We start from the raw sequence: 17296 nt of genomic DNA, 5'->3' as shown, positions 1-17296 counted from the left end.
AGGGGACACGAACGTGGCAGGGCACAGAGCGCGAGGGGTCAGGGCTACGGCGATCACGGCGGCCGCGATGGCGGCGCTGACCGCGTCACAGGCGCCGGGGGCACTCCCGGCACGCGCCTCGGCGCCGGTACCGAAGGTGCCCGCCGAGCGCGGGCCGAGTGTGTCCGGCGACAGCCCGTACCGCACCGACCTTCCACCGCTGCGGACCGAAGCAGGTGAAGAGGCCGGAGCGGGCGGGGCACACGGCGCCGTGCCGACGGGGGCCGCGCTGCCGGCGAGCGTGTTCGCCGCCTATCGGCAGGCCGAGGAGGAGCTCGCCCGAACCGCTCCCGGGTGCCGGCTGCGGTGGCAGCTGCTGGCCGCGATCGGCCAGGTGGAGTCCGGGCAGGCCCGGGGCGGCCGGGTGGACGCGGACGGGACGACCGTGACGCCGATCCGCGGGCCGCGGCTGGACGGCGGCGCCTTCGCCGTCATCCGGGACACCGACGGCGGCGCGTACGACGGGGACGCGGTGTACGACCGCGCGGTCGGGCCGATGCAGTTCATCCCGTCGACCTGGGCCCGCTGGGGCGCGGACGGCAACGGCGACGGGCGCGCGGATCCGAACAACGTCTTCGACGCGGCACTCGCCGCCGGGCGCTATCTGTGCGCGGGCGGGCGGGACCTCTCCGACCCGGCCGAGCTGGACCGGGCGATCCTCGGCTACAACCACTCGGCGGCGTATCTGCGCACGGTCCGGGCCTGGTACGCGTACTTCCTGACCGGGCACCGGGTGGTGCCGGACAGCTCCGAGCGGGCCTCGGCGCGTCCGAAGCCCTCGCCGTCGAAGCCGGCGCCGGCGAAGCCCTCGCCGACTCCGTCCCCCCGCCCGAGCGCCGCCGCCCCCTCCCGGACCCCTTCCGCGCCCGCCTCCCCCACCCCCACCCCGTCCCGTCCGACGGGCGGGGCGCGAGAGACGGAGCCGCCCGCGCTCCCTGCGCCCGGCACCGGCGTCGACGTGCCCGGCGACGACCTGCTGCCCAGCGGCGGACCGCTGACCGGCAACGATGTGGACTCGATGGCCTCCGCCCCCTCCACAAGCATGGCTACCGGGCGGTAATGTCGCGCCCCGCCGGAGCACCAACCGGCGGGTGAGCGCGAAGGGGCCCTCATGGCGACGGACATGCCTGCGGACATGGCTACGGACATGCCTTCGGACATGCCTTCGGGCGTGGCCGCGGACATGCCTTCGGGCGTGGCCGCGGCCATGCCTACGGGCGTGGCCGCGGCCATGCCTACGGGCGTGGCCGCGGAGGCGCACGCGGCGCAGGAGCGGTGGCAGCGCATGTGGAGTCACCGCGAGCAGCTGCTCAAGGTGGCCCGGCGCCGGTCGATGAGCCTGGAGGACGCCGAGGACGCGGTGCACGAGGCGATGCTGCGCGCCGCCGAGCGCCCGGACCTGGACGACGAGCGCCTGGGGGCCTGGCTGACGACCGTGACCATGCGGCTGTGCGTGGACCGGTACCGCCAGGTCAACCGGGAGGCCGAGGTACGCACCAGCCCGACGCTCGTCGCACCGGGTCCGGTGCCCGTCGAGGAGGCGGTGTGCGACCGGGCCGAGGCCAGGTGGCTGGCGGTGCGCAGCGGGGAGCTGCCCGCCCGGCAGGCGGAGGCGCTGCGGCTGAAGTCGCAGGACCTCGACGTCGGCCAGGTGGCCGTGCGGATGGGGCTCAGTTACCGGACCGTCGAGTCGCTGCTGGCCCGGGCCCGGCGCACGCTGCGGAACTCACTGGCCGGGACGCTCGGGCTGGCGCTGTTCCTGCTCGGGCGGGGACGGCCGCGGTCGGGCGGCAAGGCGCAGGCCGTGGCGGCCGCCTCGACGGCGGCCACGCTGGCGGTGGCGGGGTTCGTCCTGCCGTACGCGCTCGATGGCAGCGGAAACGATCCGGCGACGCCACGGCCGTCCACGTCGCGGGGCGTGGAGGTGCTCCGGACGGACGGCACCACCGGCCGGATGCGGGCTCCGGAGACGCGCGGGTCCTCGCCCGGGTCGGCGGTCCCCGGCCGCCCGGGTGCGACAAAGTCCCCTGCCGACGGTTCGCTGCTGCCGCTGTCCGTGCCGTCGCTCCCGGAGGTGTCGCCGCTTCCGGTGCTGTCGGAGCCCGGGCTGCCGCAGGTGCCCGACGTGCCCGACGTCACTGATGTGCCCGACGTGCCCGATGTGCCGGAGCTGCCGGCCGTGCCGGAGCTGCCGGCCGGGTCCGCTGTCCCGTCGGTCCCGAAGGTTCCCGCGACCTCACCGGTTCCGGCGGCCCCGGAGACCCCGGCGGTACCGTCGGCCTCCCTGCCCGCACCCACCATGGGCACGCCGGACACGCGGCTGCCGTAGCCGCGACCGCAAACCCGTCCGAAAAAATCCGGCCTTCGCCGCGACGGACGCCCCGCCCCTCCCCGTAGAGCAGATGTCGGAGCTGCTCACCAGGGCGAATGCACGGGCGAAGGGTGAACCGGATGGGTGTCGAGATCTGTGTGGAGGGGCTGACCAAGTCCTTCGGTCACCAGGTCATCTGGCAGGACGTGTCGCTGACGCTGCCCGCCGGGGAGGTCTCGGTCATGCTCGGCCCCTCGGGGACGGGCAAGTCGGTGTTCCTCAAGACGCTCGTCGGGCTGCTCAAGCCGGAACGCGGCTCGATCAAGGTCGCGGGCCGGGACATCACGAAGCTGCGCGAGCACGACCTGTACGAGGTGCGCAAACTGTTCGGCGTGCTGTTCCAGGACGGCGCGCTGTTCGGCTCGATGAACCTGTACGACAACATCGCCTTCCCACTGCGCGAGCACACCCGCAAGTCCGAGAGCGAGATCCGGCGCATCGTGCTGGAGAAGATGGACATGGTCGGGCTGATCGGCGCGGAGGGGAAGCTGCCCGGGGAGATCTCCGGCGGCATGCGCAAGCGGGCCGGGCTGGCCCGGGCCCTGGTGCTGGACCCGGAGATCATCCTCTTCGACGAGCCCGACTCGGGCCTCGATCCCGTCCGCGTCGCCTATCTCAACCAGCTGATCGTCGACCTCAACGCCCAGATCGACGCGACGTTCCTGATCGTCACGCACGACATCGCCTCGGCCCGCCAGGTGCCGGACAACATCGGGCTGCTGTTCCGCCGTGAGCTGGTGATGTTCGGGCCCCGGGAGCAGTTGCTGACCAGCGACGAGCCGGTCGTACGGCAGTTCCTGAACGGACGGATGCAGGGCCCGATCGGCATGGCGGAGGAGAAGGACGCCGCGCAGGTCGAGCAGGAGCTCGCGCAGATCGGTGACGGCCCTCCGCAGACCCCCGGCGGTCAGGAGCTGACTCCCCGCCTGCTGCCGGGCCCCGGCATCCCCCGCCCGCCCCGCTGGGAGGCGATCGCCAGACGCGAGGCCGAACTGCACCAGAAGGAAGCGCAGGACCGGAAGGACTCGCAGGACCGGAAGGACCGGAAGGACCCGCAGGACCGGAAGGAGGTGGCCGACGCATGAGCCTCTCCCCCACCGGCGCGCTGCGGCACTCCGGCGACCTGTTCGCCCTGGCGCTGGACGTCGTACGGACCATTCCCCGACGCCCCTTTCAGATAAGGGAGTTCATCCAGCAGGCGTGGTTCATCGCGAGCGTGACGATCCTGCCGACGGCCCTCGTGTCGATCCCCTTCGGGGCGGTCATCGCGCTGCAGATCGGCAGCCTGACCCGGCAGCTGGGGGCGCAGTCGTTCTCGGGTGCCGCGTCCGTGCTCGCGGTGCTGCGGGAGGCCTCGCCGATCGTCACCGCGCTGCTGATCGCGGGGGCGGGCGGTACGGCGATCTGCGCGGACCTCGGGGCGCGCAAGATCCGGGACGAGATCGACGCGATGCAGGTGCTCGGCATCGACCCGATCCACCGGCTGGTGGTGCCGCGCGTGCTGGCCTCCATGGTGGTGGCCGTCCTGCTCAACGGGCTGGTGTCGGTCGTCGGTGTGGCGGGCGGCTACTTCTTCAACGTCGTCCTGCAGAACGGCACCCCGGGCGCCTACCTCGCCTCCTTCACCACCCTCGCCCAGCTCTCCGACCTGTGGGCGGCCGAGCTGAAGGCGCTGGTGTTCGGGGCGATCGCCGCGATCGTCGCCTCGTACAAGGGACTGAACGCCAAAGGCGGTCCCAAGGGCGTGGGCGACGCGGTCAACCAGTCCGTGGTGATCACCTTCATGTTGCTGTTCGTGACGAACTTCGTGATGACCGCCGTGTACTTCCAAGTCGTTCCGCAGAGGGGCTGAGGCATGGCGCTGCTCATTCGTCTGGAGGAGCTGGGGAGCCAGCTCGCCTTCTACGGCCGCTCGCTGGCGTGGACGGGCCGCACCCTGCGCCGCTACAAGAAGGAGGTCCTGCGGCTGCTGGCCGAGGTGAGCTTCGGCCGGGGCGCGCTGGCCGTCGTGGGCGGCACGGTCGGCGTGATCGCCTTCCTGTCGTTCTTCACCGGCACCGAGGTGGGCCTGCAGGGCTACGCGGCCCTCAACCAGCTCGGCACCTCCAACTTCGTGGCGTTCCTGTCGGCGTACTTCAACACCCGGGAGATCGCGCCGCTGGTGGCCGGGCTCGCCCTGTCGGCGACGGTCGGCGCCGGGTTCACCGCGCAGCTCGGCGCGATGCGGATCAGCGAGGAGACCGACGCCCTGGAGGTGATGGGCGTCCCCTCACTGCCGTTCCTGGTCACCACCCGGATGATCGCCGGGTTCGTCGCCGTGATCCCGCTGTACGTGGTCGGGCTGCTGTCCTCGTACCTCGCCGCCCGGACCATCACCACCGTCTACTACGGGCAGTCGACGGGCACGTACGACCACTACTTCCACCAGTACCTGCCGCCGGTCGACGTGCTCTGGTCGTTCGGCAAGGTGATCGTCTTCGCGGTCCTGATCATCCTCGTGCACTGCTACCACGGCTACCACGCGAGCGGCGGACCGGCCGGGGTCGGCGTCGCCGTGGGCCGTGCGGTGCGCACCTCGATCGTGGCGATCAACGTCCTGGACTTCTTCCTGAGCCTCGCGATCTGGGGCGCCAACACGACCGTGCGGATCGCGGGGTGAGGCCGGTGAGAACCATCAGACTACGGCTGTACGGTGTCGTCTTCCTCGCCGTGCTCGCGCTGCTGCTGTCCCTTGCCGTGGCCGTCTACCAGCAGGCGTTCACCCCCGTCGTGCGTGTCACGCTCCAGGCCGACCGGCTCGGCAACCAGCTCGATCCGCGCGCCGACGTCAAGCTGCGCGGGCTGCTGGTCGGCGAAGTGCGGGCGGTGCACGCCGACGGGACGAAGGCGACGCTCGACCTCGCGCTGAAGCCGGAGTACACGGCGTTCATCCCGTCCGACGTGCGGGCGCGGCTGCTGCCCAAGACGCTGTTCGGCGAGAAGTACGTCGACCTGGTGGCGCCCGCCCGTTCCTCGGCCCGGCCCATCCGGGCCGGGGACGTCATCCCGCAGGACCGTACGAAGGTCGGCATGGAGCTGCAGCAGCTGATGAACGACCTGCTGCCGCTGCTGCGGACCGTCGAGCCCGGTGAACTCAACGCCACGCTGTCGGCGTTCGCCACCGCGCTGGAGGGCCGGGGCGACCGGATCGGCGCCAACCTCACCCGGGTCGAGGACTATCTGCGCCGCCTCAACCCGCATCTGCCGTCCCTGCAGGAGGACATCTCGCGGTTCGCGGACGTCGCCGAGATGTACGGCGACGCGGCACCCGACCTGATGAGGATCCTGCGCAACACGGTCACCACCAGCCGCACCCTCGTGGAGAAGAAGGACCGGCTGGCCTCGGGCCTGCGCAGCACCGCGACCGTCGCCGACACCGCCCGCGGCTACCTCGACGACAACGGCGACCGGCTGATCACGCTGGGCCGGGTCTCCCGGCCCACGCTGCAGCTGTTCGCCCGCTACTCCCCCGAGTACCCGTGCCTGCTGGCCGGCCTGGTCCGGCAGAACAAGGCGGCCGAGGAGACGTTCCGGGGCGGCGAGATGCGGATCACGCTGGAAGTCGTACGACAGCGGCCCGGGTACGAGCCCGGCGAGGAGCCCCGCTACGGCGAGCGGTCCGGCCCGAACTGCCGGGGTCTGCCCCATCCGCAGGTGCCCGCACCGCACACCAAGCTCAACGACGGGACGAAGTCCGGCAGTTCCAGCAGTCCGCCGCCACCGGTGTCCGCCACCGGGGCCGAACAGCGGGCCGTCGGCTCGCTCGTGGCCCCGGTCCTGGGCGTGCCCGCGGACGAGGTCCCGCCGGTGGCGACCCTGCTGTTCGGTCCGCTGGCCCGGGGAACGGCGGTGAACGTCGCATGAGGAGATCAGGAGCCCTGCAGACCGCGGCACCGCTGGTCAAGTTCAGCCTCTTCGCGCTGGTCACGATCCTGGCGACGGCCCTGCTCGCCGCCACCATCGTCAACATCTCCTTCACCCCCAAGGAGACCTACCGGGCGGTGTTCAGCGACGTCACCGGCCTGGAGGAGGGCGACGACATCCGGGTCGCCGGGGTGCGGGTCGGCCAGGTCGAGGACATCCGGATCAAGGACCGGACGCTGGCCGAGGTCACCTTCACCGTCGGCGCCGACCGCCCGCTGCTGGCCAGCACCCACGCGGTGGTGCGCTACCGGAACCTGGTCGGGCAGCGCTACATCGCGCTCACCGAGGGCGCGGGCGACGGCACCCGGCTGCGGCCCGGCGGCACCATCCCGCTGTCCCGGACGCAGCCCGCGCTGGACCTCAACGTCCTGCTGGACGGTTTCAAGCCGTTGTTCGCCGCGCTCAGCCCGAACGACGTCAACCGCCTGGCCACCTCGATCATCAAGACCCTGCAGGGCGAGGGCGGCACGGTCAACAGCCTGCTCGCGCACACCGCGTCCCTCACCACGACGCTCGCCGACCGCGACGAGCTGATCGGCTCGGTGATCAAGAACCTCAACACCGTGCTGGAGACGCTCGACAAGCGCAGCGGCCGTTTCTCCGCGCTGCTCAAGCAGCTGCGGCGGGTGATCTCCGGGCTGTCCGCCGACCGCAAGCCGCTGGGCGAGTCGCTGGTGAGCATCGGCGACCTGACGGAGGCGACCTCGGGGCTGCTGAAGGACGCCCGTCCGCCGCTCAAGGACGACATCACCGAGCTCAAAGAGCTCACCGGAACGCTGAACGACAACGAGAAGACCGTGGAGGGCGTGCTGAAGCGGCTGCCGAACAAGCTCAACGAGCTGACGGGGACGGCGTCCTACGGCTCGTGGTTCAACTTCTACCTGTGCGACTTCGACGGCCGGATCGTGCTGCCGAAGACCAAGCAGGTCCTCACTCCGGAGCTGCACGTGGCGCGGGCGAGGTGCGGCGGATGAGACTGCGACTTCCCAGGACCGTGCGGCTGCCCCGCCTGAAGCCCTTCCGCGAGCGCAATCCGGTGGTCGTCGGCGCCGCCGGCCTCACCACCCTGGCGCTGCTGACCGTCGCCGCGTTCAACGCCGACGACCTGCCGGTGATCGGCGGCGGAGAGACGTACAGCGCGGCCTTCTCCGAGGCGGGCGGGCTCAAGCCGGGCGACGAGGTGCGGATCGCCGGGGTCAAGGTCGGCAAGGTGGAGACCGTCGACCTGGACGGCGACCACGTCAAGGTGACCTTCAAGCTCAAGGACGACCCGGAGTTCGGCACCCGGACCGGCGCGTCGATCCGGGTGAAGACGATCCTCGGCGCGAAGTACCTCGCCCTGCACCCCAAGGGCCCGGGGCAGTTGAAGCCCGGCAGTGAGATCCCGCTGCGGCGGACGGTCCCGGCGTACGACGTCGTGCAGGCGTTCAGCGATCTGACGACCACGACGGAGGAGGTCGACACCGAGCGGCTGGCGAAGGCGCTGGACACCCTGTCGACCACCTTCCAGGACTCGCCCGCCGAGGTCCGCGCCTCCATCAAGGGCCTGTCGCGGATCTCTCGGACGGTGGCCTCGCGCGACAAGGCCCTCGGTGAACTCCTCGACCACGCCAACGGGGTCACCGGGGTGCTGGCCGAACGCTCGTCGGACTTCTCCGCCCTGGTGAAGGACGGCAACCAGCTGTTCCAGGAGATCAGCAAGCGCCGCAAGGCGATCCACAAGCTCCTGAAGACCTCCGCCGCGCTCGGCATCGAGCTCTCCGGCCTCGTGGAGGACAACCGCAAGGAGATCGGTCCCGCGCTGAAGAACCTCAACACCTTCGTGAAGATGCTCGAACGCAACCAGGCGAGCCTGGACCGCAGCGTGAAGCTGCTCGCGCCCTATGTCCGGGTCTTCACCAACACCCTTGGCAACGGCCGCTGGTTCGACAGCTACATCCAGAACATGGTCGCCACTCCCGTGGTGCCGCGCACGGGAGGATCCCGGTGAACTCCCCAGTGAAGAAGCGCGTGGCTGTGGTCACCGCCCTCGCCCTCGTCGCCGCCCTGACGTACGTGCTGTGGCCGCGCCCGGAACCCGTGCGCGTGACGGCGTACTTCCCGCGCACGGTCGGCATCTACCCCGGCTCGGACGTCCGGGTCCTCGGCGTGCGGATCGGGCAGGTCAAGGAGATCGTGCCGGAGGGCGGCCGGGTGCGGGTCGAGCTGGAGTACGACGAGGGCCGCAAGGTCCCGGCGGACGCCAAGGCGGCGATCGTCAACTCCTCGGTGGTCAGCGACCGTTACGTGCAGCTGCTGCCGGTGTACCGGGGCAGGGGCCCGGTCCTGCGGGACGGCGACGTCATCCCAGAGACGCGCACGGCCGTGCCCGTCGAGCTGGACCGGATCTTCGACAGCCTGCACACCACGGCCGAGGCGCTCGGCCCGAAGGGCGCCAACAAGGACGGCTCCCTGTCGCGGCTGCTCGGCGTGAGCGCGGACAACCTCGAAGGCCAGGGCGAGAACCTCCACCAGACGGTCGAGGACCTCTCCCAGGCGGTCACCACACTGTCCGGCGGCCGGGGCGACCTGTTCGGCACCGTGCGGAACCTCCAGGTGTTCACCGCCGCGCTCGCCGCCGACGACAAGGACGTACGGTCCTTCAACTCCAGCCTCGCCAAGGTCGCGGAGCAGCTCGCCGGGGAGCGCGAGGACCTGGCAGCGGCGCTGAAGAACCTCGGTGCGGCCCTCGGTGACGTGTCCGACTTCGTGAAGAAGAACAAGAAGTCGCTGACGTCGAACGTCAAGGGGCTGAGCAAGGTCACCAAGGTGCTGGTCACCCAACGCGCCGCGCTGGAGGAGCTGCTGGAGGTGGCCCCGGCCGGTCTGTCCAACCTGCAGAACGCCTACAACCCCTCCGCCGGCACCCTCGACACCCGCAACAACCCCGACCATCCGCAGGACCCGGCCGCCCTGCTGTGCTCCCTGCTGAAGACGACCGGCGACGAGGGCGGCAAGAACCCCGACTGCCGGGATCTGGAGAAGCTGTTCAAGTCCCTGCCGGAGGTGCCGACCGCACCGGCGGCGTCCGGCACGGTCGACCGGACGCTCGGCGGAATCCTGGGGGCGAGGGCATGAGCATGCTGCGCAAGGGCGGCACGGCGGCGTGGACGGCGGTCGGCGCGCTGCTGCTGTCCGGCTGCGAGGTCAACGGCTGGTACGACGTCCCGCTGCCCGGCGGCGCCGCCGCGGACGGCCACGCCTATCACGTCACGGTCGAGTTCCGGGACGTCCTGGACCTGGTGCCGCAGTCGGCGGTGAAGGTCAACGACGTCACGGTGGGCGCCGTCGAGAAGGTGGAGCTGGCCGGCTGGCACGCCCGGGTGCGGCTGCGGATCGCCGACTCGGTGAAGCTGCCCGCCAACGCGGTCGCCGAGCTGCGGCAGACCAGCATCCTCGGCGAGAAGTACGTGGCCCTGTCGCCGCCGCCCGGCGCCGCGCCGATCGGGCGGCTGGGCGACGGCGACCGCATCCCGCTGTCCCGCAGCGGCCGCAACCCCGAGATCGAGGAAGTGCTCTCCGCGCTGTCCGCGCTGCTCAACGGCGGCGGGGTGGCCCAGCTCAAGACGATCACCGTCGAGCTGAACAAGGCGCTGGAGGGCCGCGAGAACCGGGTGAAGTCCCTGCTGAAGGAGCTCGACACGTTCCTCGGCGGCCTGGACGACCAGCGCATGGAGATCGTCCGCGCCCTCAAGGGCATCGACCGGCTCGCCAAGCGGCTCGGCAAGGAGAAGAAGACCATCGCCACGGCCGTCGACACCATGCCGCCGGCCCTGAAGGTCCTCGCCGACCAGCGGCGCGACCTGACGAAGATGCTCACCGCGCTGTCGAAACTCGGCAAGACGGGCACCCGGGTCGTCAACGCGTCCCGGGACGACACCGTCGCCAACCTCCGGCAGCTGCGCCCGATCCTCCAACAGCTGAACAAGGCGGGCGACGATCTGCCCAACTCCCTTGAACTGCTGACCACTTACCCGTTCCCCCGCAACGCGACCGACGCCATCAAGGGCGACTACGTCAACCTCAAGGTCACCGCCGACCTCGACCTGGCGAGCATCTACGGCAACCTCACCGACAAGCCCGGCCAGGGCGACGGCGGCCCGGACACGCCCGGGACCCCGGACCTTCCCGAGCTGCCGGACGTACCCCTGCCGACGCCGCCCGACCTGCCGGACGTACCGGACGCGCCCGACCTGCCCGGGGCCCCGTCCGTGCAGCCCTCGCCGCCCTCGGACGGCGGGCTGTTGTGCCCGCCGGTGTGCACCGCCAACCACCGTGCGGACGCCCGCCGCCTCCCGCCGGGGATCGACCTCGCGCTCGCCGAGCTGATGCTGAAGGGGATGCAGCCGTGATCACTCGTACGGTCAAGGCCCAACTGGTCGCCTTCGCCACGGTCACCGCGGTCGGGGTGTCGTACGTGGGCGCCGAGTACACCGGCCTCGTGGACAGCCTGCTCGGCCGCGGCTACACCGTGCGGGCCGAGTTCGCCCAGTCCGGGGGCATCTTCTCCGGCGCCGAGGTCACCTACCGCGGCGTGCCGGTCGGGCGGGTGGGCCCGCTGCGGCTGACCGGCTCCGGTGTGACGGCGGACCTGGAGATCGACGACGGGGCGCGCATCCCGGCCGACACGCTGGCCGTGGTGGCCCACCGCTCGGCGGTCGGCGAGCAGTACGTCGACCTCCAGCCGCGCCGGTCCGGCGGGCCGTACCTGCTCGACGGCAGCACGATCCCGCGCGGCCGCACCCGGGTGCCGCTGCCGAACACGGAGCTGGTGCTGAGCCTCGACCGGCTGGTCAACTCCGTCGGCAAGGACGATCTGCGCACCACCGTCGACGAGCTGGGCAAGGCCTTCGCCGGCACCGGCCCGTCCCTCAGCCGTCTGGTCGACTCGGGCAACGCGCTCGTCGAGTCGGCCTCCGACGCGCTCCCGGAGACCGTCTCACTGATCGAGGACTCGCGGACGGTGCTCAAGACACAGGCCGACCAGGGCTCGGCGATCAAGTCGTTCTCGCGTGACCTGGCGGTGCTCACGGCGCAGCTGAAGTCGAGCGACGGCGACCTGCGCCGCCTGATCGACACCTCGACACCGGCGGCCGTGGAGGTGAACTCCCTGCTGAAGTCCACCAAGTCGAGCCTGCCGGTGCTACTGGCCAACCTCATCAGCGGCGGCCGGGTCATGGTGGCGCGGCTGCCCGGCGTGGAACAGGCGCTGGTGACGTTCCCCGTGGTGGTCGCGGGCAGCTACACCGTCATCCCCGGCGACGGCACGACCCACTTCGGGCTCGTCCTGAACGCCGACGACCCGCCGCCATGCACCCAGGGCTACGACACCCGGCGCCGCGACCCCGCCGACACCAGCACCCGTGCGGCGAACACCGACGCCCGCTGCACCGCACCGCGCGGCAGCGACACCTCGGTGCGCGGCGCGCAGAACGCCCCCGGCGCCACGTCCCGTACGGGCGGTGCCGACCGGGCGGCGTACGTCACCCCGTACGACCCGGAGACCGGCATCGCCACCGGCCCGGACGGAAAGCCCGTCGAGATCGGCTCGGCCGGCGGCGAACAGAGCGTGTTCGGAAAGGAGTCGTGGCAATGGCTGCTCGTCGGTCCGATGGCATGAGCCGGGCCCTGCCGGGCCGGGCGGTGACGGCGGGCCTCGTCGTGGCCACCGTCCTCACCACCGCGCTGGCGGTCTGGCTGAGCCTCAGCCTGTACACACAGCGCGAGGCGGACCAGCGCCACCAGGACATCCTGGCGGCGGCCCGCCAGTCGGCGCTGAACTTCACCTCGCTCGACTACCGGCACTACGACCGGGACAGCGGCAACGTGCTGAAGAACGCCACTGGCGACTTCAGGAAGGAGTTCGCCGCGCAGACCGAGGAACTGACCCGGCTGGTCGCCGCGAACAAGTCGGTGTCCGAGGGACAGGTCCTGGAGGCGGGCATCGTGCGGTCCGACGACCGCTCGGCCCGGGTCCTGGTCGTCGCCGACAGCAAGGTGACCAACACCGCCGTGCCCCAGGGAGAGGCACGCACCTACCGGTTGCAGCTCGACCTCGTGCTCGAGGGCGGGCGCTGGCTGACCTCCGACGTCGAGTTCGTCGGCTGACCGGCACCCCCGTGAGGAGACAGACCATGGCGAACCCGACCTCCCGAGCCCGCGGCGCCGGCGCCCCGGCCCGCCGCACCCTGACCGCGGCCGCCCGCGCGGCGGCCAAGCGCACCCGGCGCGCGGAGGACCCGCGGCACCGCGAGAGCGTCGACGGGCCGCCGGACGAGCGGATCTCCGGGCGCACCGTCGTGATCGAGGTCCCCGACGGCTGGGACGACCCGCCCGAGCCGTCCCCGGAGTCCCCGGAACCGCACGAGTCGGTCGAATCGGCCGAGTCGTCCGAGCCGGTCGAGTCCTCCGAGTCGTCCGAGTCCGCCGAGGAGCGACCGGTCAGGAGGTGGCGGAGGCTGCCCACCGTCGTGCTCGGCCTCCTCCTCGCGGCCGGCCTCGTCGCGGTGGCCGTGCTCGGGTGGCAGTACCGGGAAGGGCTTCGCACCCAGGACGCGCGGGGCCAGGCCCTTGCGGCCGCGCGCAAGGCGGCGCCGGTCGTGCTGTCGTACGACTACCGGCATCTGGACCGGGACTTCGCCCGGGCCCGCGCCCATCTGACCGGGGACTTCCGCGAGGAGTACGGGAAGACCACCAGGACCGTGGTCGCGCCGACCGCCGAGAAGTACCGCGGGGTGGTGAAGGCGACGGTCGTGGAACCGCCGGGCGGCGGCACCCCGGCGGCGTCGGTCGTGTCGGCCTCGCCGGACCGGGTCGTGGTGCTGCTGTTCGTCAACCAGGTCACCCGGAGCACCCAGGTCTCCGCGCCCCGCCTGGACCTGAACCGGGTGCGGATGACCCTCACCCGCACCTCCGACGGCTGGAAGGTCAGCGCCGTCGACGCCCTCTGATCAGCCCGTACCTCTGCGCCCCCGCGCCGCCCGCGCGGGGGCGCTTTTTCGCGTGCGCTCTTGACAGTCCTTCCCCACCACAGGCAATCTTCCATTAAGCAGAAATGAACTTCCGCAATACGAAATATAGATACGGAACACCGAGGGAAGGGAGCGCCGCCGCGATGGGATTCGCAGACCAGCGCTTCAACGTCAACCTGTCGATCCTCTTCACGGAACTCCCGCTCCTGGAGCGCCCCGCGGCCGCCGCCGCGGCCGGCTTCACCGCGGTCGAGCTGTGGTGGCCCTGGGTCGACTCACCCACCCCCGAGCGGTCCGAGCTCGACGCCCTGAGGAAGGCCGTCGAGGACGCGGGCGTACAGCTCACGGGCCTGAACTTCTACGCCGGTCAGCTCCCGGGCCCGGACCGCGGCGCCCTGTCGATCCCGGGTGAGGAGTCGGAGCGCTTCCGCGCCAACATCGACGTGGCGGCGGACTTCGCCCAGTCCCTCGGCTGTACGGCTCTCAACGCGCTGTACGGCAACCGCGTCGAGGGCGTGGACCCGGCCGAGCAGGACGCGCTCGCGCTGGAGAACCTGGCCCTCGCGGCCCGGGCCGCCGACCGGATCGGCGCGATCCTGCTGATCGAGGCGCTGAACCGGCCCGAGTCGCCGCTGTACCCGCTGGTGAGCGCACCCGCCGCCGTCGGGGTCGTGGACAAGGTCAACGACGCGACCGGCCTCGGCAACGCGAAGTTCCTGATGGACCTGTACCACCTGGCCATGAACGGTGAGGACCTGCCGGCCGTCATCGAGCGGTACGCGGCCAGGACCGGCCACGTCCAGATCGCCGACAGCCCCGGCCGCGGCGCCCCCGGCACCGGTGTGCTGCCCCTGGAGGACCTCCTCGACCGGCTCCGCAAGGCCGGTTACGACGGCTGGGTCGGCCTGGAGTACAAGCCGGGCGACCGCCCGAGCGCGGAGGCCTTCGACTGGCTGCCCCGCGAGGCGCGCGCCGCCGCCCGTTGAATTCCGAGAACCGCAGTGAGAAAGAGGCACCCCGCATGACCCTTCGACTTCCCAAGATCGCCTGGATCGGCCTCGGCATCATGGGCTCCCCCATGTCCGAGAACCTGATCAAGGCGGGTTACGACGTCACCGGCTACACCCTGGAGCGGGAGAAGCTGGACCGCCTGGCCGCCGCCGGCGGCACCGCCGCCTCCTCGATCGCCGAGGCCGTGCGCGACGCCGACGTCATCATCACGATGGTGCCCGCGTCCCCGCAGGTGGAGGCCATCGCGTACGGCCCGGACGGCATCCTGGAGAACGCGAAGTCCGGCGCCCTGCTGATCGACATGTCCTCGATCACCCCGCAGACCTCCGTCGACCTGGCCGCGGCCGCCAAGGACAAGGGCATCCGGGTCCTCGACGCCCCGGTGTCCGGCGGCGAGGCGGGCGCCATCGAGGCCGTACTGTCGATCATGGTGGGCGGTGAGCAGGCCGACTTCGACTACGCCAAGCCGATCTTCGAGGCGCTGGGCAAGACCATCGTGCTGTGCGGTCCGCACGGCTCCGGCCAGACCGTGAAGGCGGCCAACCAGCTGATCGTCGCCGTGAACATCCAGGCGTGCGCCGAGGCCGTGGTCTTCCTGGAGAAGTCGGGCGTCGACCTGAGGGCGGCGCTGGACGTCCTCAACGGCGGGCTCGCGGGCTCCACCGTGCTGACCCGCAAGAAGGACAACTTCCTCGACCGCGACTTCAAGCCGGGCTTCCGTATCGACCTGCACCACAAGGACATGGGCATCGTCACGGACGCCGCCCGCAACGTCGGCGCGGCCCTGCCCGTCGGCGCCGTGGTCGCCCAGCTGGTGGCGTCCCTGCGCGCGCAGGGCGACGGCGGCCTGGACCACTCGGCCCTGCTGCGGGCCGTGGAGCGCCTGTCGGGCGCCCAGGTCTGACCGGCCCCTCCGGACCCCGGGCGGCGCCGCCGCTGACACCTGTCCTGTCGCGCCCAAAGGGGCGGCGCCGCCCGGAACCCCCACCCGAAACTTCAACAAACTGTTGACGCCCAGATCGTCCCGAACCTAGGCTCCCCGCAAGCGGAAGCTCCACAAAGCGGAAGTCGTCTTCCACAGACTGCCGCTGCCCCTCGTACGGAAGGTCACGATGTCGAAGCGCGTGTTCACCGCGGGAACACTCACTACGGAGTCCGGCGCCCCGGTCGCAGACAACCAGAACTCCGCCACCGCAGGCGTCGGCGGACCGCTTCTGCTCCAGGACCAGCACCTGCTGGAGAAGCTCGCGCGCTTCAACCGCGAGCGCATCCCGGAGCGCGTGGTGCACGCCCGTGGCTCCGGCGCGTGCGGCCACTTCGAGGTGACCGACGACGTCACCGGCCACACCCACGCCGACTTCCTGAGCGAGATCGGCAAGCGCACCGAGGTCTTCGTGCGCTTCTCCACCGTGGCCGACTCCCTCGGCGGCGCGGACGCGGTGCGCGACCCGCGCGGTTTCGCGGTGAAGTTCTACACGCGGGAAGGCAATTACGACCTCGTCGGGAACAACACCCCGGTGTTCTTCATCAAGGACCCGATCAAGTTCCCGGACTTCATCCACTCGCAGAAGCGCGACCCGTTCACCGGCCGTCAGGAGCCGGACAACGTCTGGGACTTCTGGGCCCACTCCCCCGAGGCCACACACCAGGTGACCTGGCTGATGGGCGACCGCGGCATCCCGGCGTCGTACCGCCACATGAACGGCTACGGCTCGCACACCTACCAGTGGACCAACAGCGAGGGCGAGGCCTTCTTCGTCAAGTACCACTTCAAGACGAACCAGGGCATCCGCTGCCTGTCCACCGAGCAGGCCCAGGAGATCGCGGGCAAGGACCCCAACTCCCACCAGACGGACCTGCTCCAGGCCATCGAGCGCGGGGTGCACCCGTCCTGGACGCTCTACGTCCAGATCATGCCGGCGGCCGAGGCGGCCGACTACCGCTTCAACCCCTTCGACCTGACGAAGGTCTGGCCGCACGCCGACTACCCGCTGCGGCGGGTCGGCCGCCTGGTGCTGGACCGCAACCCGGACAACGTCTTCGCCGAGGTCGAGCAGGCCGCGTTCTCCCCGAACAACTTCGTGCCGGGCATCGGCCCGTCCCCCGACAAGATGCTCCAGGGCCGCCTGTTCGCCTACGCGGACGCCCACCGCTACCGCCTGGGCGTCAACCACACCCAGCTGCCCGTCAACGCCCCGAAGGCGGTCCCCGGCGGCACGAACAACTACGGCCGCGACGGCTTCATGGCGCTGAACTCCCAGGGCCGCCACGCCAAGAACTACGAGCCGAACTCCTACGACGGCCCGGTCGAGACGGGCCGCCCCCTGTCGGCCCCGCTGGCGGTCAGCGGGTGGACCGGCACCCACGTGGCCCCGCTCCACACCAAGGACGACGACTTCTTCCAGGCGGGCGAGCTGTACCGGCTGATGTCCGAGGAGGAGAAGAAGCGCCTGGTCGCGAACATCGCCGGCGGCCTGTCCCAGGTCTCCCGCGACGACGTGATCGAGAAGAACCTCGCCCACTTCCACGCCGCCGACCCCGACTACGGCAAGCGCGTGGAGGAGGCGGTCCACGCCCTGCGCGAGGACTGAACCCCCCGCTCGCGTACGGGACTTGGCGGGGAGGTCAAGACCGTACGCGCAGCCCGCGTGACCTGGTGCGGCCCGGATGAGGGGTGGCCGTCCAGGGCACCGCGGGCCCGGTGCGGACCGCGGCGGCGTGCGAGCCAGTGCGGTGGTGAAGGTCCCGGCCCTCCTTCTTCGACCTGAGGGAAGGAGGCCCCGGCTCCGTCGCAGCCGCCGCGGTCCCAGCCCCACCCGAAGACCCCGTCCGGCGGCGCGAACGTCCTGTCGCGCCCAGCCTCGCGCTGTCGGACGGCCAGACCCGGCGAGCGCCGGATGCG

Annotated in this window: 16 protein-coding genes; all 16 read left to right on the top strand. The window is 71.4% G+C overall.

Translation table 11 applies throughout. The annotated features are described in order from the left end of the window. The first annotated feature begins 13 nt into the window (after nt 1–13). Nucleotides 14–1099 (top strand): lytic transglycosylase domain-containing protein, encoded by a 1086-nt coding sequence (locus tag ACYVMZ_RS14665; RefSeq protein WP_461079495.1) that lies wholly within the window; start codon nt 14–16, stop codon nt 1097–1099. A gap of 51 nt (nt 1100–1150) precedes the next feature. Continuing rightward, a complete protein-coding gene (locus ACYVMZ_RS14660; protein ID WP_461079493.1) occupies nt 1151–2368 on the top strand; it encodes an RNA polymerase sigma factor in 1218 nt (405 codons plus the stop codon). 122 nt (nt 2369–2490) lie between these two features. Next, a complete protein-coding gene (locus ACYVMZ_RS14655) occupies nt 2491–3495 on the top strand; it encodes an ABC transporter ATP-binding protein (RefSeq protein WP_461079491.1) in 1005 nt (334 codons plus the stop codon). Continuing rightward, a complete protein-coding gene (locus tag ACYVMZ_RS14650; RefSeq protein WP_461079489.1) occupies nt 3492–4262 on the top strand; it encodes an MlaE family ABC transporter permease in 771 nt (256 codons plus the stop codon). Before ACYVMZ_RS14655 ends, ACYVMZ_RS14650 begins: the two co-directional genes overlap by 4 nt. A 3-nt stretch (nt 4263–4265) precedes the next feature. Then, nucleotides 4266–5069, top strand: coding sequence for an MlaE family ABC transporter permease (locus ACYVMZ_RS14645; RefSeq protein WP_461079487.1), 804 nt, complete (start codon nt 4266–4268; stop codon nt 5067–5069). 5 nt (nt 5070–5074) lie between these two features. Beyond that, complete coding sequence (locus tag ACYVMZ_RS14640; protein WP_461079485.1) at nt 5075–6313, top strand: MCE family protein; 1239 nt, start codon at nt 5075–5077, stop codon at nt 6311–6313. Continuing rightward, on the top strand, nt 6310–7347 hold the full coding sequence (locus ACYVMZ_RS14635) for an MCE family protein (protein ID WP_461079483.1): 1038 nt from the start codon (nt 6310–6312) through the stop codon (nt 7345–7347). Before ACYVMZ_RS14640 ends, ACYVMZ_RS14635 begins: the two co-directional genes overlap by 4 nt. Continuing rightward, entirely contained in the window at nt 7344–8363 is a 1020-nt protein-coding gene (locus ACYVMZ_RS14630) for an MCE family protein (protein WP_461079481.1), read from the top strand. Before ACYVMZ_RS14635 ends, ACYVMZ_RS14630 begins: the two co-directional genes overlap by 4 nt. Continuing rightward, nucleotides 8354–9490: an MCE family protein gene (locus ACYVMZ_RS14625; protein WP_461079601.1), complete on the top strand. Its 1137-nt coding sequence runs from the start codon at nt 8354–8356 to the stop codon at nt 9488–9490. Before ACYVMZ_RS14630 ends, ACYVMZ_RS14625 begins: the two co-directional genes overlap by 10 nt. Then, entirely contained in the window at nt 9487–10764 is a 1278-nt protein-coding gene (locus ACYVMZ_RS14620) for an MCE family protein (RefSeq protein WP_461079479.1), read from the top strand. Before ACYVMZ_RS14625 ends, ACYVMZ_RS14620 begins: the two co-directional genes overlap by 4 nt. Beyond that, on the top strand, nt 10761–12032 hold the full coding sequence (locus tag ACYVMZ_RS14615) for an MCE family protein (RefSeq protein ID WP_461079477.1): 1272 nt from the start codon (nt 10761–10763) through the stop codon (nt 12030–12032). Before ACYVMZ_RS14620 ends, ACYVMZ_RS14615 begins: the two co-directional genes overlap by 4 nt. Continuing rightward, complete coding sequence (locus tag ACYVMZ_RS14610) at nt 12005–12520, top strand: hypothetical protein (RefSeq protein ID WP_461079475.1); 516 nt, start codon at nt 12005–12007, stop codon at nt 12518–12520. Before ACYVMZ_RS14615 ends, ACYVMZ_RS14610 begins: the two co-directional genes overlap by 28 nt. Before the next feature lie 26 nt (nt 12521–12546). Beyond that, nucleotides 12547–13362: a hypothetical protein gene (locus ACYVMZ_RS14605; RefSeq protein ID WP_461079473.1), complete on the top strand. Its 816-nt coding sequence runs from the start codon at nt 12547–12549 to the stop codon at nt 13360–13362. Nucleotides 13363–13526: 164 nt separating this feature from the next. Beyond that, nucleotides 13527–14369 carry a TIM barrel protein gene (locus tag ACYVMZ_RS14600; RefSeq protein WP_461079471.1) on the top strand — a complete coding sequence of 281 codons (843 nt, stop codon included), beginning with the start codon at nt 13527–13529 and terminating at the stop codon, nt 14367–14369. Further along, complete coding sequence (locus ACYVMZ_RS14595; RefSeq protein ID WP_461079469.1) at nt 14366–15298, top strand: 2-hydroxy-3-oxopropionate reductase; 933 nt, start codon at nt 14366–14368, stop codon at nt 15296–15298. Before ACYVMZ_RS14600 ends, ACYVMZ_RS14595 begins: the two co-directional genes overlap by 4 nt. A gap of 208 nt (nt 15299–15506) precedes the next feature. Continuing rightward, complete coding sequence (locus ACYVMZ_RS14590) at nt 15507–16985, top strand: catalase (RefSeq protein ID WP_461079466.1); 1479 nt, start codon at nt 15507–15509, stop codon at nt 16983–16985. Nucleotides 16986–17296: the final 311 nt, after the last annotated feature.

The sequence above is a fragment of the Streptomyces deserti genome (genome assembly GCF_054782695.1).
The sequence above is the reverse complement of the archived record's forward strand: the minus strand, read 5'-3'. Positions and strand labels throughout refer to the sequence as shown.